General features: G+C 36.1%; 21 protein-coding genes and 1 pseudogene. 16 read left to right on the top strand and 6 right to left on the bottom strand.

The features are described from left to right. Positions 1–8 precede the first annotated feature (8 nt). The 12 genes and pseudogenes from ACFRAE_RS13575 to ACFRAE_RS13520 all read left to right on the top strand — a co-directional run. Positions 9–1,244: a quinol:cytochrome C oxidoreductase gene (locus ACFRAE_RS13575; RefSeq protein WP_422797709.1), complete on the top strand. Its 1,236-nt coding sequence runs from the start codon at positions 9–11 to the stop codon at positions 1,242–1,244. Between the two features lie 41 nt (positions 1,245–1,285). Further along, a complete protein-coding gene (locus tag ACFRAE_RS13570) occupies positions 1,286–2,617 on the top strand; it encodes a cytochrome c oxidase subunit II (RefSeq protein ID WP_422797708.1) in 1,332 nt (443 codons plus the stop codon). A gap of 25 nt (positions 2,618–2,642) precedes the next feature. Beyond that, the gene (locus tag ACFRAE_RS13565) at positions 2,643–4,517 is read left to right on the top strand and encodes a cytochrome c oxidase subunit I (RefSeq protein WP_422797707.1); all 1,875 of its coding nucleotides are present in this window, start codon (positions 2,643–2,645) and stop codon (positions 4,515–4,517) included. Between the two features lie 50 nt (positions 4,518–4,567). Next, positions 4,568–5,632, top strand: a complete 1,065-nt coding sequence (locus ACFRAE_RS13560; protein ID WP_422797706.1) for a COX15/CtaA family protein — start codon at positions 4,568–4,570, stop codon at positions 5,630–5,632. A gap of 16 nt (positions 5,633–5,648) precedes the next feature. Further along, entirely contained in the window at positions 5,649–6,554 is a 906-nt protein-coding gene (gene cyoE, locus ACFRAE_RS13555; protein ID WP_422797705.1) for a heme o synthase, read from the top strand. A gap of 2 nt (positions 6,555–6,556) precedes the next feature. Continuing rightward, on the top strand, positions 6,557–7,159 hold the full coding sequence (locus ACFRAE_RS13550) for a cytochrome c oxidase subunit 3 (RefSeq protein ID WP_422797704.1): 603 nt from the start codon (positions 6,557–6,559) through the stop codon (positions 7,157–7,159). A gap of 9 nt (positions 7,160–7,168) precedes the next feature. Beyond that, positions 7,169–7,906 (top strand): cytochrome c oxidase subunit 3, encoded by a 738-nt coding sequence (locus tag ACFRAE_RS13545; RefSeq protein ID WP_422797703.1) that lies wholly within the window; start codon positions 7,169–7,171, stop codon positions 7,904–7,906. Positions 7,907–7,938: 32 nt separating this feature from the next. Next, positions 7,939–8,313, top strand: a complete 375-nt coding sequence (locus tag ACFRAE_RS13540; protein WP_422797702.1) for a cytochrome C oxidase subunit IV family protein — start codon at positions 7,939–7,941, stop codon at positions 8,311–8,313. Positions 8,314–8,327: 14 nt separating this feature from the next. Then, positions 8,328–9,050 (top strand): photosynthetic protein synthase I, encoded by a 723-nt coding sequence (locus ACFRAE_RS13535; protein ID WP_422797701.1) that lies wholly within the window; start codon positions 8,328–8,330, stop codon positions 9,048–9,050. Positions 9,051–9,052: 2 nt separating this feature from the next. Continuing rightward, the gene (locus ACFRAE_RS13530) at positions 9,053–9,595 is read left to right on the top strand and encodes a DUF420 domain-containing protein (RefSeq protein WP_422797700.1); all 543 of its coding nucleotides are present in this window, start codon (positions 9,053–9,055) and stop codon (positions 9,593–9,595) included. 12 nt (positions 9,596–9,607) lie between these two features. Then, positions 9,608–10,072, top strand: coding sequence for an ABC transporter ATPase (locus tag ACFRAE_RS13525; RefSeq protein WP_422797699.1), 465 nt, complete (start codon positions 9,608–9,610; stop codon positions 10,070–10,072). 48 nt (positions 10,073–10,120) lie between these two features. Then, a pseudogene (locus ACFRAE_RS13520) lies at positions 10,121–10,195 on the top strand (prepilin-type N-terminal cleavage/methylation domain-containing protein); the annotation flags it as partial. On the opposite strand, the gene ACFRAE_RS13515 reads toward ACFRAE_RS13520, so the two are convergent. Beyond that, positions 10,176–10,568, bottom strand: coding sequence for a DoxX family protein (locus tag ACFRAE_RS13515; protein ID WP_422797698.1), 393 nt, complete (start codon positions 10,566–10,568; stop codon positions 10,176–10,178). The pseudogene ACFRAE_RS13520 and the gene ACFRAE_RS13515 overlap by 20 nt on opposite strands. Before the next feature lie 164 nt (positions 10,569–10,732). Between ACFRAE_RS13515 and metG the strand changes: the two genes are divergently transcribed. Beyond that, positions 10,733–12,799, top strand: a complete 2,067-nt coding sequence (gene metG / locus ACFRAE_RS13510; protein ID WP_422797697.1) for a methionine--tRNA ligase — start codon at positions 10,733–10,735, stop codon at positions 12,797–12,799. Between the two features lie 132 nt (positions 12,800–12,931). Here the strand turns inward: metG and brnQ are convergent, their stop codons facing one another. The 5 genes from brnQ to ACFRAE_RS13485 all read right to left on the bottom strand — a co-directional run bounded on the left by brnQ (position 12,932) and on the right by ACFRAE_RS13485 (position 17,105). Next, positions 12,932–14,230: a branched-chain amino acid transport system II carrier protein gene (brnQ, locus tag ACFRAE_RS13505; protein ID WP_422797696.1), complete on the bottom strand. Its 1,299-nt coding sequence runs from the start codon at positions 14,228–14,230 to the stop codon at positions 12,932–12,934. Between the two features lie 9 nt (positions 14,231–14,239). Further along, complete coding sequence (gene folP, locus ACFRAE_RS13500) at positions 14,240–15,082, bottom strand: dihydropteroate synthase (protein ID WP_422797695.1); 843 nt, start codon at positions 15,080–15,082, stop codon at positions 14,240–14,242. A 115-nt stretch (positions 15,083–15,197) separates the two neighbouring features. Then, complete coding sequence (locus ACFRAE_RS13495; protein ID WP_422797694.1) at positions 15,198–15,677, bottom strand: DUF4920 domain-containing protein; 480 nt, start codon at positions 15,675–15,677, stop codon at positions 15,198–15,200. 2 nt (positions 15,678–15,679) lie between these two features. Continuing rightward, positions 15,680–16,261, bottom strand: a complete 582-nt coding sequence (locus ACFRAE_RS13490) for an L-threonylcarbamoyladenylate synthase (RefSeq protein WP_422797693.1) — start codon at positions 16,259–16,261, stop codon at positions 15,680–15,682. Between the two features lie 19 nt (positions 16,262–16,280). Next, positions 16,281–17,105: a 2,3,4,5-tetrahydropyridine-2,6-dicarboxylate N-succinyltransferase gene (locus ACFRAE_RS13485; protein WP_422797692.1), complete on the bottom strand. Its 825-nt coding sequence runs from the start codon at positions 17,103–17,105 to the stop codon at positions 16,281–16,283. Between the two features lie 104 nt (positions 17,106–17,209). On the opposite strand from ACFRAE_RS13485, the gene ACFRAE_RS13480 reads away from it, so the two are divergent. The 3 genes from ACFRAE_RS13480 to ACFRAE_RS13470 all read left to right on the top strand — a co-directional run bounded on the left by ACFRAE_RS13480 (position 17,210) and on the right by ACFRAE_RS13470 (position 22,431). Further along, a complete protein-coding gene (locus tag ACFRAE_RS13480) occupies positions 17,210–17,623 on the top strand; it encodes an RNA-binding S4 domain-containing protein (RefSeq protein ID WP_422797691.1) in 414 nt (137 codons plus the stop codon). Between the two features lie 13 nt (positions 17,624–17,636). Beyond that, the gene (locus ACFRAE_RS13475; RefSeq protein WP_422797690.1) at positions 17,637–19,277 is read left to right on the top strand and encodes a DUF6377 domain-containing protein; all 1,641 of its coding nucleotides are present in this window, start codon (positions 17,637–17,639) and stop codon (positions 19,275–19,277) included. 184 nt (positions 19,278–19,461) lie between these two features. Further along, entirely contained in the window at positions 19,462–22,431 is a 2,970-nt protein-coding gene (locus tag ACFRAE_RS13470) for a SusC/RagA family TonB-linked outer membrane protein (RefSeq protein WP_422797689.1), read from the top strand. The last annotated feature ends 8 nt before the right edge of the window (positions 22,432–22,439 follow it).

The following is a 22,439-nucleotide window of genomic DNA, read 5'->3' as shown; positions in this document are numbered from 1 at the left end:
TATTATAAATGGGAACTCACAATCATCATCACGATTATAATTTCAGCGAGCAATACGAATTTAAAGGGTTAGGAAAAATCCTGAGTTTGATTGCGATCGTTGTAGGAATAGCCGCTATTTCCATTGGTTTACTATCCAGTGACCATATTATGGTTGAGCGTACATATGCCAATTTACTATTGATGGGTTATTACTTTACCTGTGTATGTGCAGCTGGTGCATTTTTTATTGCACTTCAAATGGTAACACAATCAGGTTGGTCTGCAGGATTAATCCGCATACCTCAAGCAATGGCGAGCATATTACCAATAGCTTCATTAGTATTATTAGTTATTGTAGGAGTAGGATTAACTTCACATAACTTATATCATCACTGGCACTTAGAAGGGATTGCCGATCCTGAAAGCCCAAATTATGATAAATTAGTAGCTGGAAAGGTGGCATTTTTGAATGTACCAGGTTTCTTGGTTCGTCAAATTATCTTCATGGGAAGTTACAGTATATTTGCCTTTATTCTTGCGAAGCTTTCTTATAATGAAGATTTAGCGGGCGGATTAAATTCTTATAAAAAGAGCTTTAAATTATCAGCTATATTCTTAGTAATTTTTGGTTTCACAACACCTATTTGGTCATTTGACACGATTATGTCATTGGAAGCACACTGGTTTTCAACCATGTTCGGTTGGTATAACTTTGCAGCCATGTGGGTAAGTGGAATATCTGTTATCGTTGTGATCTTAATCTTGGTTAAGAAAGCAGGATATATGACTTGGGTGAATGAGAATCATTTGCACGATTTAGGGAAATTAATGTTTGGTTTCTCTATTTTCTGGACTTATGTTTGGTTCGCTCAATTTATGTTGATTTGGTATTCAAACATTCCGGAAGAAACCGTTTATTTCTATAAACGTTGGGAACCTGAATATAAACCATGGTTTTGGTTAAGCATAATCATTAACTTTGTGGCGCCATTATTATTATTGGTAGACCGTGATGCGAAACGTAAGCAAAACATCATGTTGTTTGTTGCCATTTTATTATTGTGTGGACACTGGTTAGATTATTATATTATGATTATGCCAGGTACAGTAGAAACACATAGAGGATTTGGTTTTATTGAAATCGGTACTGCTATTGGTTTTGTTGGGTTATTTACTTTCTTGGTGATGAATAAATTGAGCAAACATGCGTTGGCTCCTAAGCATCACCCATTCATGGATGAGAGTTTAAATCACCAAATTTAATAGAGATTTAGTTGAAATAACGTTCAAACGTCTTATAAGAAATGAAGTTTAAAATACATAACAAATTTAAATCCTTACTAGGAGGATTGCTGGCGATTAACTTATTGCTAGCGGTTCCTTCCATAGCAGCGACGCAGGATTCTACAGCTGTTAGTGCGACTACTACTGCTGTAGCTGTTGATTCATCTGCTGTTGTATCAACTGATTCTACCGTTGCCGCGGCAACGGATTCAGCGACTGTTGCAGCTACTACTACTGCAAGTTCAACAGTAGCTAAAGCAACAACGACAGTAAAAGAAGAGAAAGTAATTGATCCACAGGTTTACAAAAACTTAGTGTATTATATTTTATTGTTCTTAATATTATGTACAGTTGTTGCCGTAATAGGAAAAGTACATGCGATTTATTCCTTAACCAAACGGGTTAATGGAAAATATAATCCTTTAGCAAATAATACCTTACAAGCAGTTTTGTTTTTCGTATTTCTTGTTGGCTTTTTAGCATTCATATATTACGGATACGCGGTTTGGGGTAGTTGGTCATGGCGTCCGGCAGTTACGGAACATGGAAAAGATATTGATAGAATGTTTATTATTACCACGGTGATCATTACGATTGTATTGGTAATAGTTCATATCTTATTATTATCGTTTACTTATATTTATAGAATGCGTGCGAATCGTACAGCATACTATTATCCGCACAACGATGCGATTGAAAGGTTATGGACGATAGTGCCAGCTGTTGTTTTGACAGTTTTAGTATTATTCGGTTTCTTTACTTGGAGATCAATCACTAATATTCCAGAGGAATTGAAAAATTCTGCACTTCAAGTAGAAGTATTAGGTGAGCAGTTTATGTGGACCGTACGTTACCCTGGAGCAGATGGAAAAATTGGTAAACGTAATTATAAATTGACGACACCAACAAATGCTTACGGTATCGATTTCAACGATAAAAATGCATGGGATGATATTAAAGGGGATGATATTGTAATTCCAGTTAATCGTTCTGTTCGTTTTCATATCTTATCTAAAGATATCATTCACTCCTTTTATATTCCTGATTTCCGCGTACAAGTGAATGCTGTACCAGGGATGACGAATTATTTTCAATTTACACCAACCGTTACTACAGAAGAAATGCGTGATCGTATGAACGATCCTCAATATGATTATGTAATGTTGTGTGCGAAGATTTGTGGTGAATCTCACTATAATATGCAAAAGAAAGTCGTAGTTGTTACGGAAGAAGAATATAAGCAGTGGTTAGCCACTCAGGGTAAATTCTTTACGGAAGATCTTCAAAAGGAATTTGCGCAAACAGGAACTGATGCGGAGTCAACTACTCGTATTGCATCTACAATAAATTAATAGATTAGAGAATATAAATTAGCATATGTCAACTACAGTTATATCGCACGACGCAGCTCATCATGATTCCCATGATCACCATCATGAGACGTTCTTGACTAAATATATCTTCAGTCAAGATCACAAGATGATTGCAAAGCAGTTTTTGATCACGGGTATCATTATGGCAGTTTTTGCCATGATCCTGTCGATTCTATTTCGTATTCAATTAGCTTGGCCAGATAAAGAATTTCCTATTCTCGAAGTATTCTTAGGTAAATGGGCTGAAGGAGGTCGAATCAAAGCGGATTTCTTCCTTTCTTTAGTAACTATCCACGGTACTATGATGGTCTTCTTCGTGTTGACTGCAGGTTTATCGGGTACATTTAGTAACCTATTAATTCCTTATCAATTAGGAGCACGTGATATGGCATCGCCTTTGATGAACATGTTATCGTATTGGTTCTTTTTTGTAGCTTGTGTGATCATGATTGCATCTTTCTTTATAGAAAGTGGTCCTGCATCAGCTGGTTGGACTATTTATCCACCGCTATCTGCCGTTCCCAAGGCGATTTCTGGATCAGGGCTTGGAATGACTTTATGGTTATTAAGTATGACTTTATTTATCGCATCTCAAGTTTTAGGTGGGGTAAACTATATTAGTACGGTATTGAATATGCGTACTAAAGGAATGGATTTATGGAAAATGCCATTGACTATTTGGTCATTCTTCTTAACAGCTATTGTAGGTTTGTTATCATTCCCAGTATTAGTTTCTGCGGTAGTCTTATTGTTCTTTGACCGTTCTGTAGGAACATCCTTTTATTTATCGGATCTAGTGGTTGGTGGTACTATTCTTCCAAATGAAGGTGGTTCTCCAATCTTATTCCAACATTTGTTTTGGTTCTTAGGTCACCCGGAAGTATATATCGTGGTGATGCCAGCTTTGGGATTAACTTCTGAAGTGATATCTACGAATTCTCGTAAACCAATCTTTGGTTACCATGCGATGGTATACTCTTTAGTGGGTATTACGGTATTATCATTTATTGTATGGGGTCACCATATGTTCGTGACTGGTATGAGTCCTTTCTTAGGAGGGGTATTTATGATTACCACGTTGATTATCGCTGTTCCTTCGGCTGTAAAAGCATTTAACTATATCGCTACTTTATGGAGAGGTAATATTCGATTTACTCCTGCCATGATGTTTGCTATCGGTATGGTTTCATTCTTTGTTTCTGGTGGTTTAACAGGATTATATTTAGGTAATGCTGCCTTAGACATCAATTTACATGATACTTATTTCGTCGTAGCTCACTTCCATTTGGTAATGGGTTCTGCTTCAATCTTTGGTATGTTGTGTGGTGTTTATCACTGGTATCCAAAAATGTTTGGCCGTATGATGGATGAGCGTTTAGGCTTCTTCCACTTTTGGTTAACTTTTATCGGAGCGTACTTAGTGTTTTTCCCAATGCACTTCATGGGTATTGATGGAGTTCCACGTCGTTACTATGCATTTACAGAGTTTCCATTTATGGAGAAATGGGTTTCCGTGAATATTTTGGTTACTTGGGCTGCTATTATTTCTGCAGTTGGTCAAGTTGCTTTCTTATGGAACTTCTTCTCATCCATTTGGTGTGGAAAACGCGCTCCTCAGAATCCATGGAACGCAAATACATTGGAGTGGACTACTCCAGTAGAACATATTCACGGAAACTGGCCAGGAGAAATTCCTACCGTTTACCGTTGGCCTTATGATTATTCAAAACCTGGACATGATGCTGATTTTATTCCACAAAGTGTTCCTTTATCTCAAACCATGAGTTCAAATTTATTGCACGATTGGGAAGGTAATGAAGAAGGTGTTGAGGCTCAAAAGAACTATAATCGCGAGCACAATAGAGAAATAGAAGGGTAGGTTTATACCTACCTCTCTTTCACACATATAATTTTTAAATGGAGAAATCCATGTATCCATCAGCTGAGAAGCGTTTTATTCGGATCAATAGGATCACGATTATCGTTCTTTTTTTAGTAATTACGGCAGGCGGGATTGTTAGGAGTACTGGCTCAGGAATGGGTTGTCCTGACTGGCCTAAATGTTTTAATCAAATTATTCCTCCAACGGATGTTTCGCAATTACCTGTGGGTTATGAAGAGCATCACGTGGAAGGAAGGATTAAAAAAAATGAACGTTTTGCTAAGTTAATTGAGACTTTTGGATACCGTGATTTAGCGGAACAAATTCGTCATGATGAATCTATTTTAGTTCATGAAGAATTTAATGTTGCAAAGACCTGGACAGAATATGTCAACCGTTTGACGGGAGTTATTGCCGGTTTTTGTATGTTGTTTGCCGCTATTTTTTCTTTTACTTATTGGAAAAAGAAAAAAGCCATAACCATATGGAGCGTTCTTAATCTTATTGTTGTTGTTATTCAAGCCTGGTTAGGATCTATTGTGGTGTCTACTAATTTAACACCATGGGTGATTACAATACATATGTTATTGGCATTGGTGATAGTTTGTATTGCAATACAAACATTTTACTGGGCCTTGACTTATCGTAACCCAAGGATTCTGGAAAATAATCGGAGTGCTGATTTTAAATGGATAACATTAATTTCTTTACTAATTTTAGGTATTCAAGTTGTTTTTGGTACCGATGTACGGGAAATTATAGATCATTTAAAACAACAGGATGTGGAGCGATTGAATTGGATTGATTCTATTGGAACAGCATATCATATACATCGGTTTTTAGGATATGTAACCTTAGCCATTACGGTATTATTGTTCTATCGAATTAAACGTTCTAACTTGTTAGGAACGATTCAATATCGTTATGCTTTCATATCATTAATCTTGGTATGTATCCAAATGTTATCAGGAATTGTATTAGCTAGATTTCATGTGCCAGCTTTTGCACAAACAATACATTTGGTGATAGCAAGTTTACTAGTTGGGGCTCAATATTATTTATTATTAATTTTGAATAAACCTAAACGCATTGAAAAGGAAACTAGGTCTTAAGGGGAATTTTTAGGTTATGAAGGAATTTATTTCAGATTTTAACAAACTTGTCAAGCTTCGATTAACATTAACCGTTGTTTTTTCTGCCTCTATTGCATTTTTGATAGGAGCAACTCAGCAAGGGGAAATTATATGGTCAAATTGGGCCTTATTGACGTTTGGAGGGTTTTTAGTGACAGGCGCGGCTAATGGGTTTAATGAGATCGTCGAAAGGGATCTTGATAAATTGATGGAGCGTACAATGGATCGTCCACTTCCATCAGGAAGGATGACTTCTGGACAAGCTTTAATTTTAAGTTTGTTTATGGGGATTTTTGGAACTTTAGTGCTGGTAAACTTGAATTTTATTGCCGGTTTAATTTCAGTGTTTTCAATTATCTTGTATGCTTTTGTTTATACACCATTAAAACAGAAATCACCAATCGCCGTTTGGGTAGGTGCAATTCCAGGAGCTCTACCTCCATTAATAGGTTACTATGCTGCATTTAAATCTGCAGGTTTTGGATTAGCTTATACCGAGGTTAGTGAACAAGCAGTGGTGATTACACCATGGGTTTTGTTTATGATTCAGTTCTTTTGGCAATTTCCACATTTTTGGGCTATTGCTTGGGTGGCAGATGATGATTATAAACGAGCTGGATTTCGTCTTTTACCAACAACAAAAAAAGATAAGTTATCCGCATGGTTTACTTTTGTATCCTGTGTGTTGATGATTCCTGTAGGTTTTCTACCTATGTACTACGGGATTGCGGGATGGACTTTCACAGTCGTTTCGTTAATAGGTGCGTTGATGTTTACATGGTATGGATATCAACATTTAATTAAAATGGAAATCAGTACAGCGAAGAAGATTATGTTTACTTCTTTTGCTTACTTACCAATAACACAATTATTGTTATTGCTAGATTTCAAACCTTTTTAATAATGGAATTAAAATTAAGTATGGATAAGCAGGACTTGATACGTGAAGATTTAAACAGATCACAAAAGGCTAAGAAATTTAATCTTTACCTGGGAATGATTGCTATGTTTATGATGTTTGCTGCGTATTCCTCTGGATTTATCGTTTATACGGCAAGTGGGGTAGATAAGGGTATTAAAACTATTTTACCTTATGCATTTGTGTTCAGTACTGCAGTAATTATTTTGAGTAGTCTAACTATTCATATCGCTTTTAATGCAGTAAAAAAAGCAAATCTTGAAAAGCAAAAGCTTTATTTAGTAATTACAATCCTTTTAGGAGTGGTTTTTTTTGCGCTACAATATTATGCTTGGACGGTCTTATTTGATCGAGAAATATCATTTTCGAATAATAATGCCTCACAATCGTTCATATATGTATTTACAGGCTTTCACTTATTACACATCATCGCCGGTATATTAGTGCTAATAAGATGTTATGTTGGAGCTGCAAAACAGATTCCACTTCATAACAATATTTTCCGGATGGAGATTGCCACTATTTTTTGGCATTTTCTAGATCTATTATGGATATATATTTATGTTTTCTTACTTTTGAATCAATAACAGTAAACAATGAGTACAACAGTATCGCAATTGGATAAGGTAAAAGAAGGACCTTGGAGCGGAGGTAAATCACCTTGGAACTTAGAGTATGGAAAAATCATGATGTGGTTTTTCTTGGTGTCGGATGCATTTACATTCTCTGCATTTTTGATTTATTATGGTGCGCAAAAGTTTGCTCAACCTACATGGATTGATGCAGATAAAGTGTTTCAATCGATTCCAGGTATTGCTGAACATGGCCAACCATTGGTGTTTGTCGGCATAATGACTTTTATTTTGATTATGTCTTCCGTAACTATGGTATTAGCCGTTGAAGCGGGACATCGAAACGCTAAACAAGAGGTCGTAAAATGGATGTTTTGGACTATTTTGGGTGGTTTGTGTTTCCTAGGTTGTCAGGCAATTGAATGGTCTCACTTACATCACCAAGGTTTTTGGTTTGGACGTAACCCAGCAACAGGACTTACAGATGATAATGCCATAGTGCAAGCGCTCAGTCCTTATTTCACAAAAGAGGTCTCCTATACAGCAGCACTTCAATTCTCCAATTTGTTCTTTACCATTACTGGTTTTCACGGATTTCACGTTTCAATTGGGGTGTTATTGAATATTATCATTCTTTCTATGACCTTGAATAATACCTTCGAAAAAAGAGGTACCTATTTGATGGTGGAGAAAGTAGGTCTTTATTGGCACTTTGTGGATTTAGTTTGGGTATTTGTATTTACCTTCTTCTACTTAGTTTAATCTTGTATTTTTATTTATAATTCGAAAAGATAATGAGTAATCACGATCATATAGCTGGCCACGACGCACATGCACACGGTGAAGGAATGGATAAAAAACGTATCTGGACCGTATTTTTTATACTATTAGCATTAACTGCATTAGAGTTCTTAATCGCATTAGGTTTTGTACACCATTGGGGAATTCTTCAAAAAGGTATGCTAGTTAATGTAATTTATATAGTTCTTACGTTAATTAAGGCCTATTATATTGTTGCATTCTTTATGCACTTGAAATTTGAAAAAACAGGTTTTATTGTTTGCTGTAGTGTAGTATTTATTTTTATTATTTATTTTATTGTTTTGATGTTGATAGAGGGTGACTTCTTAAATGGCGCATTTACGCATCAACCAATATTCCCACATTAATTGAAATTATTGCAATGAGTAAAAATACTCGTTCGAGAAATATATCAAAATTAATAATCCTGGCACTTGTACTCTTTGTGCCAGGATTTTTATATATTATGGTAAACCAAATGGGCTCTAATGAGTACGTTAAATTACCTGTATTTGGAAAGAAAGAACTTTCTGGAAAAATGAATCGGGTGATGGGTAGAGAAATCCCTGACACCATATTTCATGTCGTAAAACCTTTTGATTTTATAAATTTTGATGGTAAACCCAATCAGTTCTTATCAACTGATACCGTGATATCTGTCGTTCATTTATTCTATGCTAAAGATGATGGATTGTCCAAACAGTTATTTTATGACATGAACACCATCGCTGAAAGGTTTAAAGAAAATTATAAGATTCGATTGTATTCTTTGAGTGTCGATAGTACGGATCAGTCTAGTGATTTATTGGAAAAAATAGCTGATTACCGTGAAGGGATGAATCCTCACTGGTATTTAGGTCATCATCTTTCGGTTGATATATTTGATTATGCACGCCATAATTTATTGATCGAAGCGATGCCTGATCAATCTAATCCACATAAATTTATTATTAGTAATCAATTTGTATTGATTGATAGTAAAGGAAGGATTCGTGGGTTTTATGATGTAGGACTTCGTTCAGAAGTGGATCGTTTGGAAGATGAGATTAAAGTTCAAGTGGTTGAAGAAATTAGAAATAGTCCATTAAAAATAGAAAAGAAATAGTTATGGGTATGACCCCTGAAGAAAAAAAGTATAAAGGTATTATATGGACATTGTCCATCTTAATTCCATTGGTAGTAGCCTTATTGTTTAGAGTAAATTTAAATAAATTAGGGTACAATGTGGAACCCTTAGGTTTTTTACCCCCAATTTATGCTACGATAAATGGTATCACGGCAATTTGTTTGTTTTGGTCTGTTCGGGCTATCAAAAAAGGAAATATTAAACTTCATGAGAATTTGATTAAGTTATGCATGGTTTTCTCATCGTTGTTTTTATTAATGTATGTGGCTTACCATATGACCTCCTTAGAAACAAAATTTGGTGGTGAAGGTATGATTCGTTATGTATATTATTTTATATTAATTACCCATATCATTCTTTCCATAATCATTATACCATTCGTATTATTTACATTTATTAGGGGTATTGCAGGAGCTTATGAGCGGCATAAAAAGTTAGCAAGGATTACGTATCCAATGTGGCTTTATGTAGCTGTGACTGGGGTTATTGTTTATTTAATGATATCTCCATATTATCCCTACTAAGGAGGAACAACGATGAAAAAAACGTGGATTTATCAAGCAGATCGCTTTTTCACTCAACCAGAATTGGAAATAGCGAAAAACAGGTTACAAGAATTTGTTCAAGAATGGACAGCACATGGCAGTCAATTAGCAGGTTCGGTAGAGATTAAATATAACTTGTTCATTATTTTTATTGTTGATGAATCTTTAGCTCATGTAACAGGTTGTTCTATTGATAAGTCTGTTCGGGTATTAAAGGAATTAGAAGAGGAGATTAATATCGGTTTATTTAATCGGATGTTGTTATCCTATCGTGATCAAGAGGGAACCATACAATTGGTTTCTCGTGATGTTTTTGAAGCGCTATGTAAAGAAGGGGAAGTGACTGAGGAAACCATTGTGTTTAATAACATTTTACAATCCGCGGATGATCTTTCTAATAAATGGGAAGTTCCTTTTAAAGATAGCTGGCATCAAGCTGTATTTTCTTGTCGATAGTGAATCAAAAGCTATATTTAAAAAGCCTTCAGTGTACACTGAAGGCTTTTTACTTTGCTGGAATTAATTATTTCCCTGACGATAATAGGAGGGAGAATTGATATTATTTCTTATCAATACTAAATCTTCCTGGGCCAATAAGGATAAAACCGATATATACAGCCAATAGTTCGATGGCATGAGAAGCTCCGGAAAATCCATCTCCGCGGCTTAGGTGGCTAATTGCGGCAATCAGCATAGTCATGCCCAACAATGCAGCTACGGGGCGTGTCCATAGTCCCAGAATAAATAGGAGGGATCCTACGGTCTCGATAAGGCTTGCACTTAAGCCAAATAGCATAGGTGTAAAATTTATTCCAATATTATTTAGGGATCCACCTATTTTAGTCCAAGTGTCAGGACCTCCCATTAATTTACCTAGACCATGAAATGCAATCATGGTGATACCAATAACAAGTCGAATAATTAGTAGTCCTATGTCTTTAGAATTTTTCATTGTTGTTTTTAAGGAATTGCTTATGAACCCGAAATTACAATTTTTTCTTTTTTAATATTCATTTCTTTAGGATTTTAAAGCAATGCATAGCAGAATAGTTCAATTTGCTGTATCTTTGTACTCCAAGCGAATAAGCTTAATAATAAACATTAATTTTCACACCATTGGATATTTTTAATAAACAACGTTATACGATAACCTCCGCATTACCTTATGCAAATGGACCTTTACATATTGGTCATTTAGCAGGAGCGTATATTCCTGGAGATATTTTTGTGCGTTTCTTACGCTTAAATAATAAAGATGTAGTCTATGTTTGTGGTTCAGATGAACATGGAGCTGCTATAACCATAAAAGCAAAAAAAGAGGGGGTTACACCCCAAGAAATTATTGATAAGTATAACAAACAAATCAAAGATAGCTTTGAGGAATTTGGAATAGCCTTTAATATTTATCACCGTACTTCAGAACCTATCCATCATCAATTGTCTCAAGAATTCTTTTTAAATCTGCATGAGAAAGGTGAATTTATTGAGCGATTTTCTGAACAATATTTTGATGAAGAATATCAGCAGTTTTTAGCAGATCGATATATCGTTGGCACCTGTCCACATTGCCATAATGAAGGCGCATATGGAGATCAATGCGAGAAGTGCGGCACTTCATTAAATCCAACGGATCTCATTAATCCCAAATCAACATTAAGCGGTAAAGAGCCTATTCTTAAGGAAACCAAACACTGGTATCTTCCTTTGGATAAATATCAACCTTGGTTAGAGAAGTGGCTTATAGAAGGTAAAAAGGATATTTTGAAATCCAATGTTTTTGGTCAATGCCAGTCTTGGTTAAAAACAGGTTTACAACCCAGATCAATGACTAGGGATTTGGATTGGGGAGTGGACGTTCCATTAGCTGAAGCTGAGGGCAAGAAATTATATGTATGGTTAGATGCTCCTATTGGATATATCTCTGCGACTAAGCAATGGGCAATAGATGAAGGAAAAGATTGGGAACTATACTGGAAAAAACAAGCAAATGAAGCAGATGATTCCACATTAATTCATTTTATAGGTAAAGACAATATTGTATTCCATTGCATTACGTTTCCTGCTATTCTTCATGCACATGGGGAGTACATTTTACCGGAGAACGTTCCAGCAAATGAATTTTTAAATTTAGAAGGAGATAAGCTATCCACTTCCCGCAATCATGCCGTTTGGTTACATGAATACTTAGAAGAATTCCCAAATAAGCAAGATGAATTGCGTTATATGTTAACGTCAATACTACCTGAGACTTCGGATAGTGAATTTACATGGAAAGATTTTCAAGCGCGTGTAAATAATGAACTCGTAGCGATATTAGGAAATTTCGTTAATCGAGTGATGGTGCTATCGCACAAATATTTTGAAGGCAAGGTGTTTTTAGGATCAGCATTGACTACTCAAGATCAAGCAGTATTGGATGAATTGTCTAAGTTCCCTGACTTGATTAAGCAATCGCTATCGCAGTACCGTTTCCGCGAAGCATTAGCTAATTTTATGAATGCTGCCCGTTTAGGGAATAAGTATTTAGCGGATGAAGAGCCTTGGAAAACCATTAAAACCGATGAAGAACGTGTAAAAACGGTATTGTATGTTGCTTCACAAATCGTTGCAAACCTAGCCGTTTTAGGCCAGCCATTTCTCCCTTTTAGCAGTACTAGGGTATTTGAGATGTTAAACCTTCCTGCCCAAGATTGGACTGCCGCTGGTGAAGCTCATTTAATTCCAAACGGTCATCAATTAGGCGAATCACAATTGTTATTTGATAAGATCACTGATGAGCAAGTTGAGTTTCAACTTCAAAAACTTGCCCAAGCAAAAGCAAGCAATACGTTAGCAGCTCCTAAAGCAGCTGCAAAAGCGAATATCTCTTTTGATGATTTTGCTAAATTAGACATCCGTGTAGGCAAGATATTAACCGCAGAAAAGGTCGCGAAAACGAAGAAGTTATTGAAGCTGACCATAGATACCGGTATCGATAAACGTACTGTCGTATCTGGCATAGCGGAGCATTTTACTCCAGAAGAAATCATAGGAAAACAAGTATCTATATTAGTTAATTTAGAACCTCGTGAAATAAAGGGTATTCAATCGCAAGGGATGATTTTGATGGCTGAAGAAGCCGATGGTCGTTTAGATTTTGTAAACCCAATATCAGAGGTATCTGCAGGAAGTACCATTCGATAGGTAGCCTGTATATAATCCTAATACGTTAAAAAATCCGTTAACAACAACCTTGTTAACGGATTTTTTATTAGCTCCAATTTACCTTATACAATTCATAAGTAGCTTAGTTTAAGGATAAACCTATAAAGCTGTTTATGCTGCGGCTTTATTTTTATAGAACACTGTCATGAAAGTTACCACTATAAAAGCTACAAAGGAAGGGATCACCCAGCCCAAGTCACTTTCAAATAATGGGATATGATTAAGATTCGAGATGGCGCCTTCATTTAAAAATCCAAATTGTTTCAACAAGCCCAAAGTAGCAATAGCCGTAGATGCGATAATTGCCGCAATATAGGGCGATTTATTTTTGATTATGGATCCAAAAATCACACTATATAATACTAACGTGATTACTATTGGATAAACAAAACTTAAAATTGGATATGCTACAGCTATAATATTGTCGACTCCCGTGATGGAAAGCAACAAAGACACTAAACAACAGATCGTTACTAAAAGTTTATACGATAATTTATTGTGGGTTAACTTGGAAAAGAAACTCCCAACTGCGGAAACTAAGGCAATTGCTGTGGTCAAACAAGCTAATGCAATACTTAATCCGATGGCCAACATGCCGTATTTACCCATTAAAGCATGCGATATCAAGATGAGCAATTCAGAACGTTTGATGCCTATATCATCCACTCCAGATCGCGCACCCAAATAAATGAGTCCTCCATAAATGATAAACAAACAAGCTGCAGCCAATAGACCAGCTGCTATAACCACTTGATTTTTTGATTTCAACGATTGGTAGCCTTTCGCTTTAGAGGCAGCTATGATGATACCGGCGAATATGACTGAAGCCAATACATCTAAAGTTTGGTATCCCTCCAGAAAGCCAAGATTGAAGGATTCTGAGACGCTTAATTTGGCCGCTTGATAATCAGCTATTGGATGGATGATGCCGATGCCTATTAATCCAACCAATAAGACCAAAAGTGCAGGAGTAAGGATATTACCAATGATATCGACAACCTTCGAAGGAGAAATGGTCAATAACCAGGTGATTGCAAAAAATCCTACTGAAGTCCATATGGGTTTAGCCTCAGGAAAGGAAGGTAAGATTCCGACTTCAAACGTTGTTGCTGCCGTTCTAGGAATAGCAATTAAAGGACCAATACAAAGCATAATAATGCTGCCTAATACAGGTGCAATCCACGGATGAAAACGATCTCCAAGGTCTTGAAAGCTTTCACCTGAATTGACTACAGAAAGAATACCTAGGAATGGAAGCAATATCCCTGTGAGCCCAAAGGCAAAAATAGTTATCCACACATGGTCAGCAATTTGGACGCCAATGTACGGCGGTAATAAAAGGTTTCCAGCGCCAAAAAACATGGCAAATAAGGCGAAACCAATAGTGATAATATCTCTTGTCTTCTTCAAAATTGGGGTTTAGGAATAAAAAATTTCAATCAATTGTTTGGCTTCTTTCACGTCATGTACACGCAGAAGTTGTACCCCTTTTTGTAGTAATAAGGTATTTAAGGCGATGGTTCCTGGAAGAACGTCATCGGCAGTTTTATTTATTTTTTTGTAAATCATGGATTTTCTGGAAATTCCACCTAGTATTGGCAATCCGAAATATTGCAATTCATCCACACGCAAGAGTAATTCATAATTCTGGGCGATGGTTTTCGCAAAACCAAAGCCTGGGTCAAGAATAATATCTTTCACCCCGAATTTCCTTAATTGTGAAATAGCTTTCCCTAAATGGGTAGCCACATCCGAAACCAAATCATCATAGTCAGTGAAATTTTGCATGGTAGCAGGCGTTCCGCGCATATGCATTAAAATATAGGGCACTTGTAAGGTAGCCACTGTTTCAAACATTTTAGCATCTAATAAGCCGCCAGAAACATCATTGATGATGTGCGCGCCAGCATGTACGGTTTCTGAAGCTACTTGCGAACGAAAAGTATCTATGGACAAGATGGTCTGTGGGCTGTATTGATGTAAATATTCAACCATAGGCATAATTCGATCCAATTCCTCTTGCACTGAAATTTCCTTTGCACCAGGACGGGTAGAATAAGCTCCCAAATCCAATATATCTGCACCTTCATCTAAAAGGTTGCTTGCATGATCCTTAGCCTGTTGTAAATCAACAAAACGTCCATTATCATAAAAAGAATCAGGTGTTAAATTAAGAATGCCCATGACCTTAGGCACATTAAAATCCATGATCTGTCCATTGACAAGAATGGTTTGACAGGATGCAGCTTGAAATATGGACATAGTGTGATTTGTTTCCGATGTGATCTATTAGGGGAAAGATGCTGAATGCTTCCCTAATGTATATAAATTAGGCTGTAAATTATTCATTTACAGCCTAAATAGAGCCTGGTTAAAATTACTTCACAACCAATACACCATCAGCAACGATGGAGATATCATGTTTTGCTTTTGTAATTTTGGCAATTTCTTCTTTGCTTTTACCCATGTCTTCCGCATAATGCTTTTGCCATTCTACGGTAGTTTCTTTCATTTTTGCTTTACCTTCAACAACCACTGTTTTACCAACTAAGTCTTGAGGAACAAAATAAGCATAGTCAGTAAATCTAACCATGATTGGTTCTTGATCTCCCGGACGTTTAATGGTTAAAAAACATCCTTTCTTTTTACATACTTGAACAACTTCACCTTCGATTTTTCCAGTATAGTTATCTTTTTTTGATAAGGATTTCTCCAAACTATTTACTGATAAAGCGCCTTTTTCATCAATTTTCTTTCCGTAAGTTACCCCAACTTTAGCTGGTTGAATAGCTTGTTGCGCGAAACTAAAGGTAACACTCGCTACGAATACGGAAAAGATTGTCATCAACTGTTTCATACTTATTTTCTTATAAACGTAAATTTTCCACTTGCATCTAATTTCATGATGGTGGAGGGATTAGCCTTTTCTAATAGACCTTGACCATAGGAAACTACATAATCTACCCCATTAATTATTTCAGGATCTATAGCATCAAAATTCGAGGCAGTAGGTTGACCACTGATATTTGCAGATGTAGAAACGATGGGTTTTCTGAATTTTTGAATTAAAGATTGGCAAAAAGGATGTTTAACAATGCGGATTCCTATGCTGCCATCTTCAGCAACTACATTCGCTGCTAGATTTTTTGCCTGATCAAATATCAGAGTCAGTGGTTTATCACTCACTTCGATGAGTTGATAAGCGACTTCAGGAACTTCTTTTACATAAGCCTCCAATTGGTAATCATTTTCCAAAAGGATAATCATGCTTTTATGCTTATCTCTGCCTTTCAGCGCAAATATTTTTTCTACTGCTGCGGGGTTTGTGGCATCACAACCTATTCCCCATATCGTATCCGTTGGATACAAAATGAGCCCTCCAGCTCTTAAAGTTTCGAGGGCTCGTTGTAAATCTTGCTTATCTATGTGTTCTGCAACCATAAATTTTTAAAATTTAGGCTTACACTGCTACGTTGTGCTCACGTAATGCATCGTTCAAAGAAGTCTTTTTATCGGTAGACTCTTTACGTTGACCAATGATTAAGGCACAAGGAACTTGAAATTCTCCAGCAGGGAACTTTTTAGTATAGGATCCTGGAATTACAACGGAACGTGCAGGAACATATCCTTTATATTCCACAGGTTCAGCACCCGATACATCGATTATTTTTGTAGATGCTGTTAAAACGACATTGGCCCCTAAAACGGCTTCTTCCTCTACACGGATACCTTCCACGACAATCGCTCTAGAACCAACGAAAACATTATCTTCAATAATTACCGGAGAGGCCTGAACAGGCTCCAATACCCCGCCAATTCCTACACCACCACTTAAATGTACATGTTTGCCAATTTGCGCACATGAACCTACGGTAGCCCAAGTATCGACCATCGTACCTTCATCTACATAGGCACCTATATTTACATAAGAAGGCATCATGATTACACCTTTTGCAAGGAATGCGCCATAACGCGCTGATGCACCAGGAACGACACGAACACCAATTTCTTTATAATTCGTTTTTAATTTCATTTTATCGTGGTATATGAAAGGCTCATTTTTGATTTCTTTCATAGCACGAATAGGGAAATAAAGAATAACAGCTTTCTTAATCCAATCGTTTACATGCCAACGTTCACCAATGGGTTCAGCTACACGGATTTCACCATTGTCAAGCTTTTGTATCACAAATGCGATCGCTTCAATATATTCCTTATATTCTAATAGTTGCCTATTTTCCCAAGCATCCTCTATTAGTTTTTTTAATGAATTAATTTCGTACATAATTTCAACAAAACAATATTTTAATAGGTACAAATATGATGATTTTTAGTGAGATCTTAGTTACATAAACAGCAAAATTAAGAAGATATGCCTATTTTTGTCTTATGGGAGAATCTACGGATAAATTACGGATAGATAAATATTTATGGTCCATCCGATTATTTAAGACTCGAAGCTTAGCAACGGAGGCTTGTAAGGCAGGTCGAGTAAAACTTCTTGGACAGAATATCAAGCCTTCCTATGTCGTAAAAGTTGGGGACGAATACAGCATTCAAAAAGGAATAGAACGGAAGATAATACGAGTTATTTCCCTTTTAGATAAACGCGTAGATGCGAAGACTGCTGTGCTACATTATGAAGATAAAACACCAGTAGAAGAGACTTATGCTTTCAAATCCACCTTTCATGCCCCTATCCTAAAGCGTGATCGAGGGACTGGGCGTCCAACTAAAAAAGATCGTCGAGAAATTGATGATTTGAAAAGTGATTGGTGGGATGAGGCCGATAGTGCAAAATAGTTATAAACCAAACATGTATTTAATCTTTTCGTACTTCTTAACCCTAGTACTAATGGGCTTGGGTATGTCACAAGTTGTTGGGCAAGAGCCTGTCAACCTTGATGCAGCTGTGCGCGAATTGAATAATACGTTGGCACAAAAGTCCACTTTTGAGCGATTGAAATTAAAACGCATTTATGTGTTGAAAGAATCGTTGAACAATTCCCTCTCCGCAAAAAGTAGTTACGAAATCCATCAACAATTATATAAAGAGTTTAAAACCTATCAAATTGATTCCGCCATTTTGTATGTGCAATACAATTTGAACTTGGCTAAGGAGTTAAAAGACCAGTACAAGCAGGCCCAATCGCAAATCCAAATGGCGGGCTTACTTTCTTCAGCAGGTCGATTTATTGAATCAAAAGAGCTTCTTAAAAATTTAAAAAGAGAAGAGCTTACAGGAAATTTATTAGCAGACTATTATGAAACGTCGACCGATTTTTATTCTCAATACGGTCAAAGCACCAATTATAACCAGTATTTTATTCAAAGCGAGATTTATCGAGATTCTTTATTATCCGTTTTGCCTAAAAATTCCATCGCTTATCGCATCAATCATGCTACGCAGTTTTTATTTAATGCCGAAGAAGATCGTGCAGAAAAGGAACTTAATCGCTTGTTAGAGGATGTGAAAGAACCCCAACGCGAACGTGCTGTGATTACCTACCTCTTAGGCTTGATCTATAAAAATAAATCCGATAAGGATAAACAAGTCTATTATTTTAGTCTGTCGGCCATCACCGATTTAAAGAATTCCGTCAGGGATAATGCCTCATTGCAAAGTTTAGCCTTAATTTATTTTGAACGCAATGACATTGACAAGGCTTACCAATTTATTCAACAAGCGATGGAAGATGCCTTATTTTGTAATGTAAGGTTTCGGACAATTGAAAACTCATCATTTTATCCCATTATTAATTCTGCTTTCCAAGACAAGGAAATGGCCAGCAAAAATCAACTCACCTATTTCCTTTACACGATCAGTGTGATGACAGTCCTACTTTTAATGGTTTTGATTGTCGTATACATGCAAATGAAGCGATTGAAAAGAATACGCAGGGACTTAAATATAGCCAATCAAGAACTTCATGTATTAAACAACCAATTACTGGAAGTCAATGATGATCTTCGCGAGTCCAACCATATTAAAGAAGAATATATGGCACAGTTTTTTGAAATATGTTCTACATATATTGACAAATTAGATCATAACCGAAAAGGAATATTGAAAAAACTGTCCAATAAACAATTTGAAGAGTTGAGTCGTGAATTGAAATCACAAGATATCATCAATACGGAATTGGAAGATTTATACCATAATTTTGATGTGATCTTTCTGAATTTATACCCTAGCTTTATTCAAGAGTTTAATAAATTACTGAAACCTGAAGAACAAATTACACTAAAACCAGATGAATTACTCAATAATGAGTTGCGCATTTTTGCATTGATTCGTTTAGGCATTTCGGATTCCAATAAAATCGCCCGCTTCTTGCGGTACTCGTTAAGGACCGTTTACAACTATCGAGTAAAAGTGAAAAATAAGGTCATTGGTTCCAAAGAAGACTTTGATGAACGAATAAAAGAAATCGGAAATATTGCGATAAGCTCCTAATTTACGTTACTTTTTTTATCGAAAACTATATGCAAATAGTTGTTTATCAATTATTTGTGTTTTATATTGTTTACTTTTTTATTAAAGTGATTTCACATTAAGCTATTTAAAGAGATTCCCTATTTAACTTTGAATGGGAAGTAAGGTTTATCCTAAATTAATAATAAAACTAATTATAAGTCCTATGAAGCTTTTTACAAAGGTTAACACAGGTCTATTTATTTTTTTAATGTTGTTGGTAAGTAGTATGTCCTATGGACAAGCTAGCATTACCGTTACAGGAAAGGTAATAGACGAAACATCAAACAATCCGATTGCAGGCGCCTCGGTTACTCAAATTGGAGGATCATCTTCGACCTCTACAAATAATGAGGGAAATTTTACTCTTAGCAATGTTCCTGTAGGAACAAAACTTCGAATTTCTTACATAGGTTACAGTAGTCAAGAGGTTATTGCTCAGACAGGGGATCTGATCATAAATTTGAAACCTGCTACCAATACCTTGGAAGACGTAGTAGTTATTGGTTACGGTTCGGTGAAACGTAAGGATGTAACAACAGCGATTTCTTCGGTTTCCTTAGAAGATCTAACAGAACGTCCTATTGTTAATGCTTCACAAGCTATTCAAGGTCGTGCTGCAGGGGTTACAGTTTCACAGCCAAGCGGTGCTCCAGGAGGTGGAACTTCTATCCGTATTAGAGGTACCACATCATTTAACGGCAGCAATAATCCTTTATATGTGGTCGATAATATCCCTGTCGATAATATTGATTTTTTATCTCCAAATGATATTGCCGATTTGCAAATCTTAAAAGATGCTTCTTCGGCATCGATTTATGGTTCTAGGGCTGCTAATGGGGTGATATTGATTACTACTAAACAAGGAAGAGTAGGAAACCCTAAGATTACCTTAAATGTATTAACGACACAAAACAAAATCACCAATAGCATTACACCTTTAAATACCGCACAGTATAAAGATTTGATGGGTGAAATTGGGATGATAAATCTTCCAGATAATTTGACCGATCAAACCAATTGGTTTGATGAAACCTTCCAAAATGGGGTGACTCAAAACTACCAGATGTCCATTTCCGATGGAAACGATCGAATTAAATATTTGCTATCAGGAGGGTACATTGATGATAAGGGTATTATCAATACTGCTTTTTATAAACGATATAATTTCCGTGGAAATATTGAAAATAAAGTGCGTAAATGGTTAACAGTGAATGCCAATATTTCCTATGCGGATTATAATGGCAATGGAATTATTGAAGGTACTGGATCAAATCGCGGAGGTGTAATTTTAGCAACTATTAATACGCCAACGTATGCACCTATTTGGGATACGATGAACGAGGGGCAATATTACCATAATTTTTATGGATTAAATATCACTAGTCCATTGGAAAATATGGCTAGAACGAAGAATAATAAAAACCGTGAAAATAGATTTATAGGTGCTGGAACAGCAACAGTGCATATTTTACCTGAATTGAATTTCCGTTCTACTTTTGCTTTGGATCGTAGAAATGCCATGTCTACAACCTTTTTAGATCCATTATCGACCACTTGGGGAAGAAATCAATTTGGTGAAGGATCAGATTCTAGAAATATGAATTCGGTGATTACCTTCGATAATGTTTTTAACTACAATAAGCAAGTTGATGCACATGGGTTTGAAGCGATGTTAGGTTCATCGTATACCACTTCACAATATTCAAACAACTGGATTAATGCCTCCCATTTTAGAAATGATTTAATTCAAACGCTGAATGCTGCCAATAAGATTTCTTGGACTGGTACAGGTTCTGGTGCTTCTGATTGGGCGATTATGTCATATTTTGGACGTTTATCGTATAATTTTGATGGTAAATATTTAATTACTGCAAATTTACGTACAGATGGTTCTTCCAAATTACATCCAGATAGCCGTTGGGGAGTATTTCCTTCCATTTCTGCGGCATGGAGGATCTCTTCGGAAGAATTTATGCAAGACTACACTTGGATCAATGATTTGAAGATTCGTGGGGGTTGGGGTTTAACGGGTAATCAAGATGGAATCGGTGATTATGCCTATTTACAACGGTACAATATTTCCAGACAACCATGGTTTGAAACAGGTAAAATAAATGCATTACCTACCATTTCCGCAGCAAATTTGAGAACTAAAGATTTGCATTGGGAAAACACAAATCAAACTAACTTTGGTATTGACTTTACTGGATTTAATAGTCGTTTGATAATTAACCTTGATTATTATCAAAAAACAACCCGAGATATGTTAATGTATGTATCCTTACCTGCTGGGCAAATTGCATCCACCATCACTAGAAATGAAGGTGAAATGAGAAACAAAGGGGTGGAATTAAATATTCAGAGTAAAAACTTTCAAAATGAATTTATTTGGAATACCTCGTTTAATATTTCCTTCAATAGAAACAATTTGAACAGTCTTGCCTTACAACAAATTTACCCTGCCGCTAGAACCGTAGAAGTGGTTAATGATTATGCGGTAAGAAATGTCCCTGGACGTTCTATGGGTAGTTTCTTTGGTTATATCAGTGAGGGAGTAAATCCTGAAACAGGCGAGTTAAATTATCAAGACATCAATGGAGATGGACGAATTTCTTCTTCAGATCGCACATTTATTGGTAATCCTAACCCGAATTTCACCTTTGGATTTACAAATGATTTTTCCTACAAAAACTTTAACCTAAGTATATTCTTACAAGGATCTCAAGGAAATGATATTTTCAATGCCTCACGTATGGAAACAGAAGGTATGTATGATGGAAAAAATCAATCGACACGCGTTTTACAGCGATGGAGGGTTCCTGGGCAAATTACCGAAATCCCTAAGGCTGGATTCAACATGTTAAATTCTACGTATTTTATAGAAGACGGAAGTTATTTACGTGTTAAAAATATATCTCTTTCTTACAATGTTCGTTCCGAACTGTTGAATAGAATTGGAATAAATAGATTACAACCATTTGTTTCCGCAACGAACTTATTGACGCTCACGAAGTATTCTGGTTTAGATCCTGAAGTGAATCAATATGGAAATAGTGGCACAGTTCAAGGTATAGATTGGGGAACGTACCCGCAAAGTAAGTCTTTTGTACTAGGCTTGAATTTGGAATTTTAAGGAATTTA

The sequence above is a fragment of the Sphingobacterium sp. HJSM2_6 genome, from assembly GCF_049316305.1.
GTDB lineage: Bacteria > Bacteroidota > Bacteroidia > Sphingobacteriales > Sphingobacteriaceae > Sphingobacterium.
This window is presented reverse-complemented; position numbering and strand designations above follow the sequence as displayed.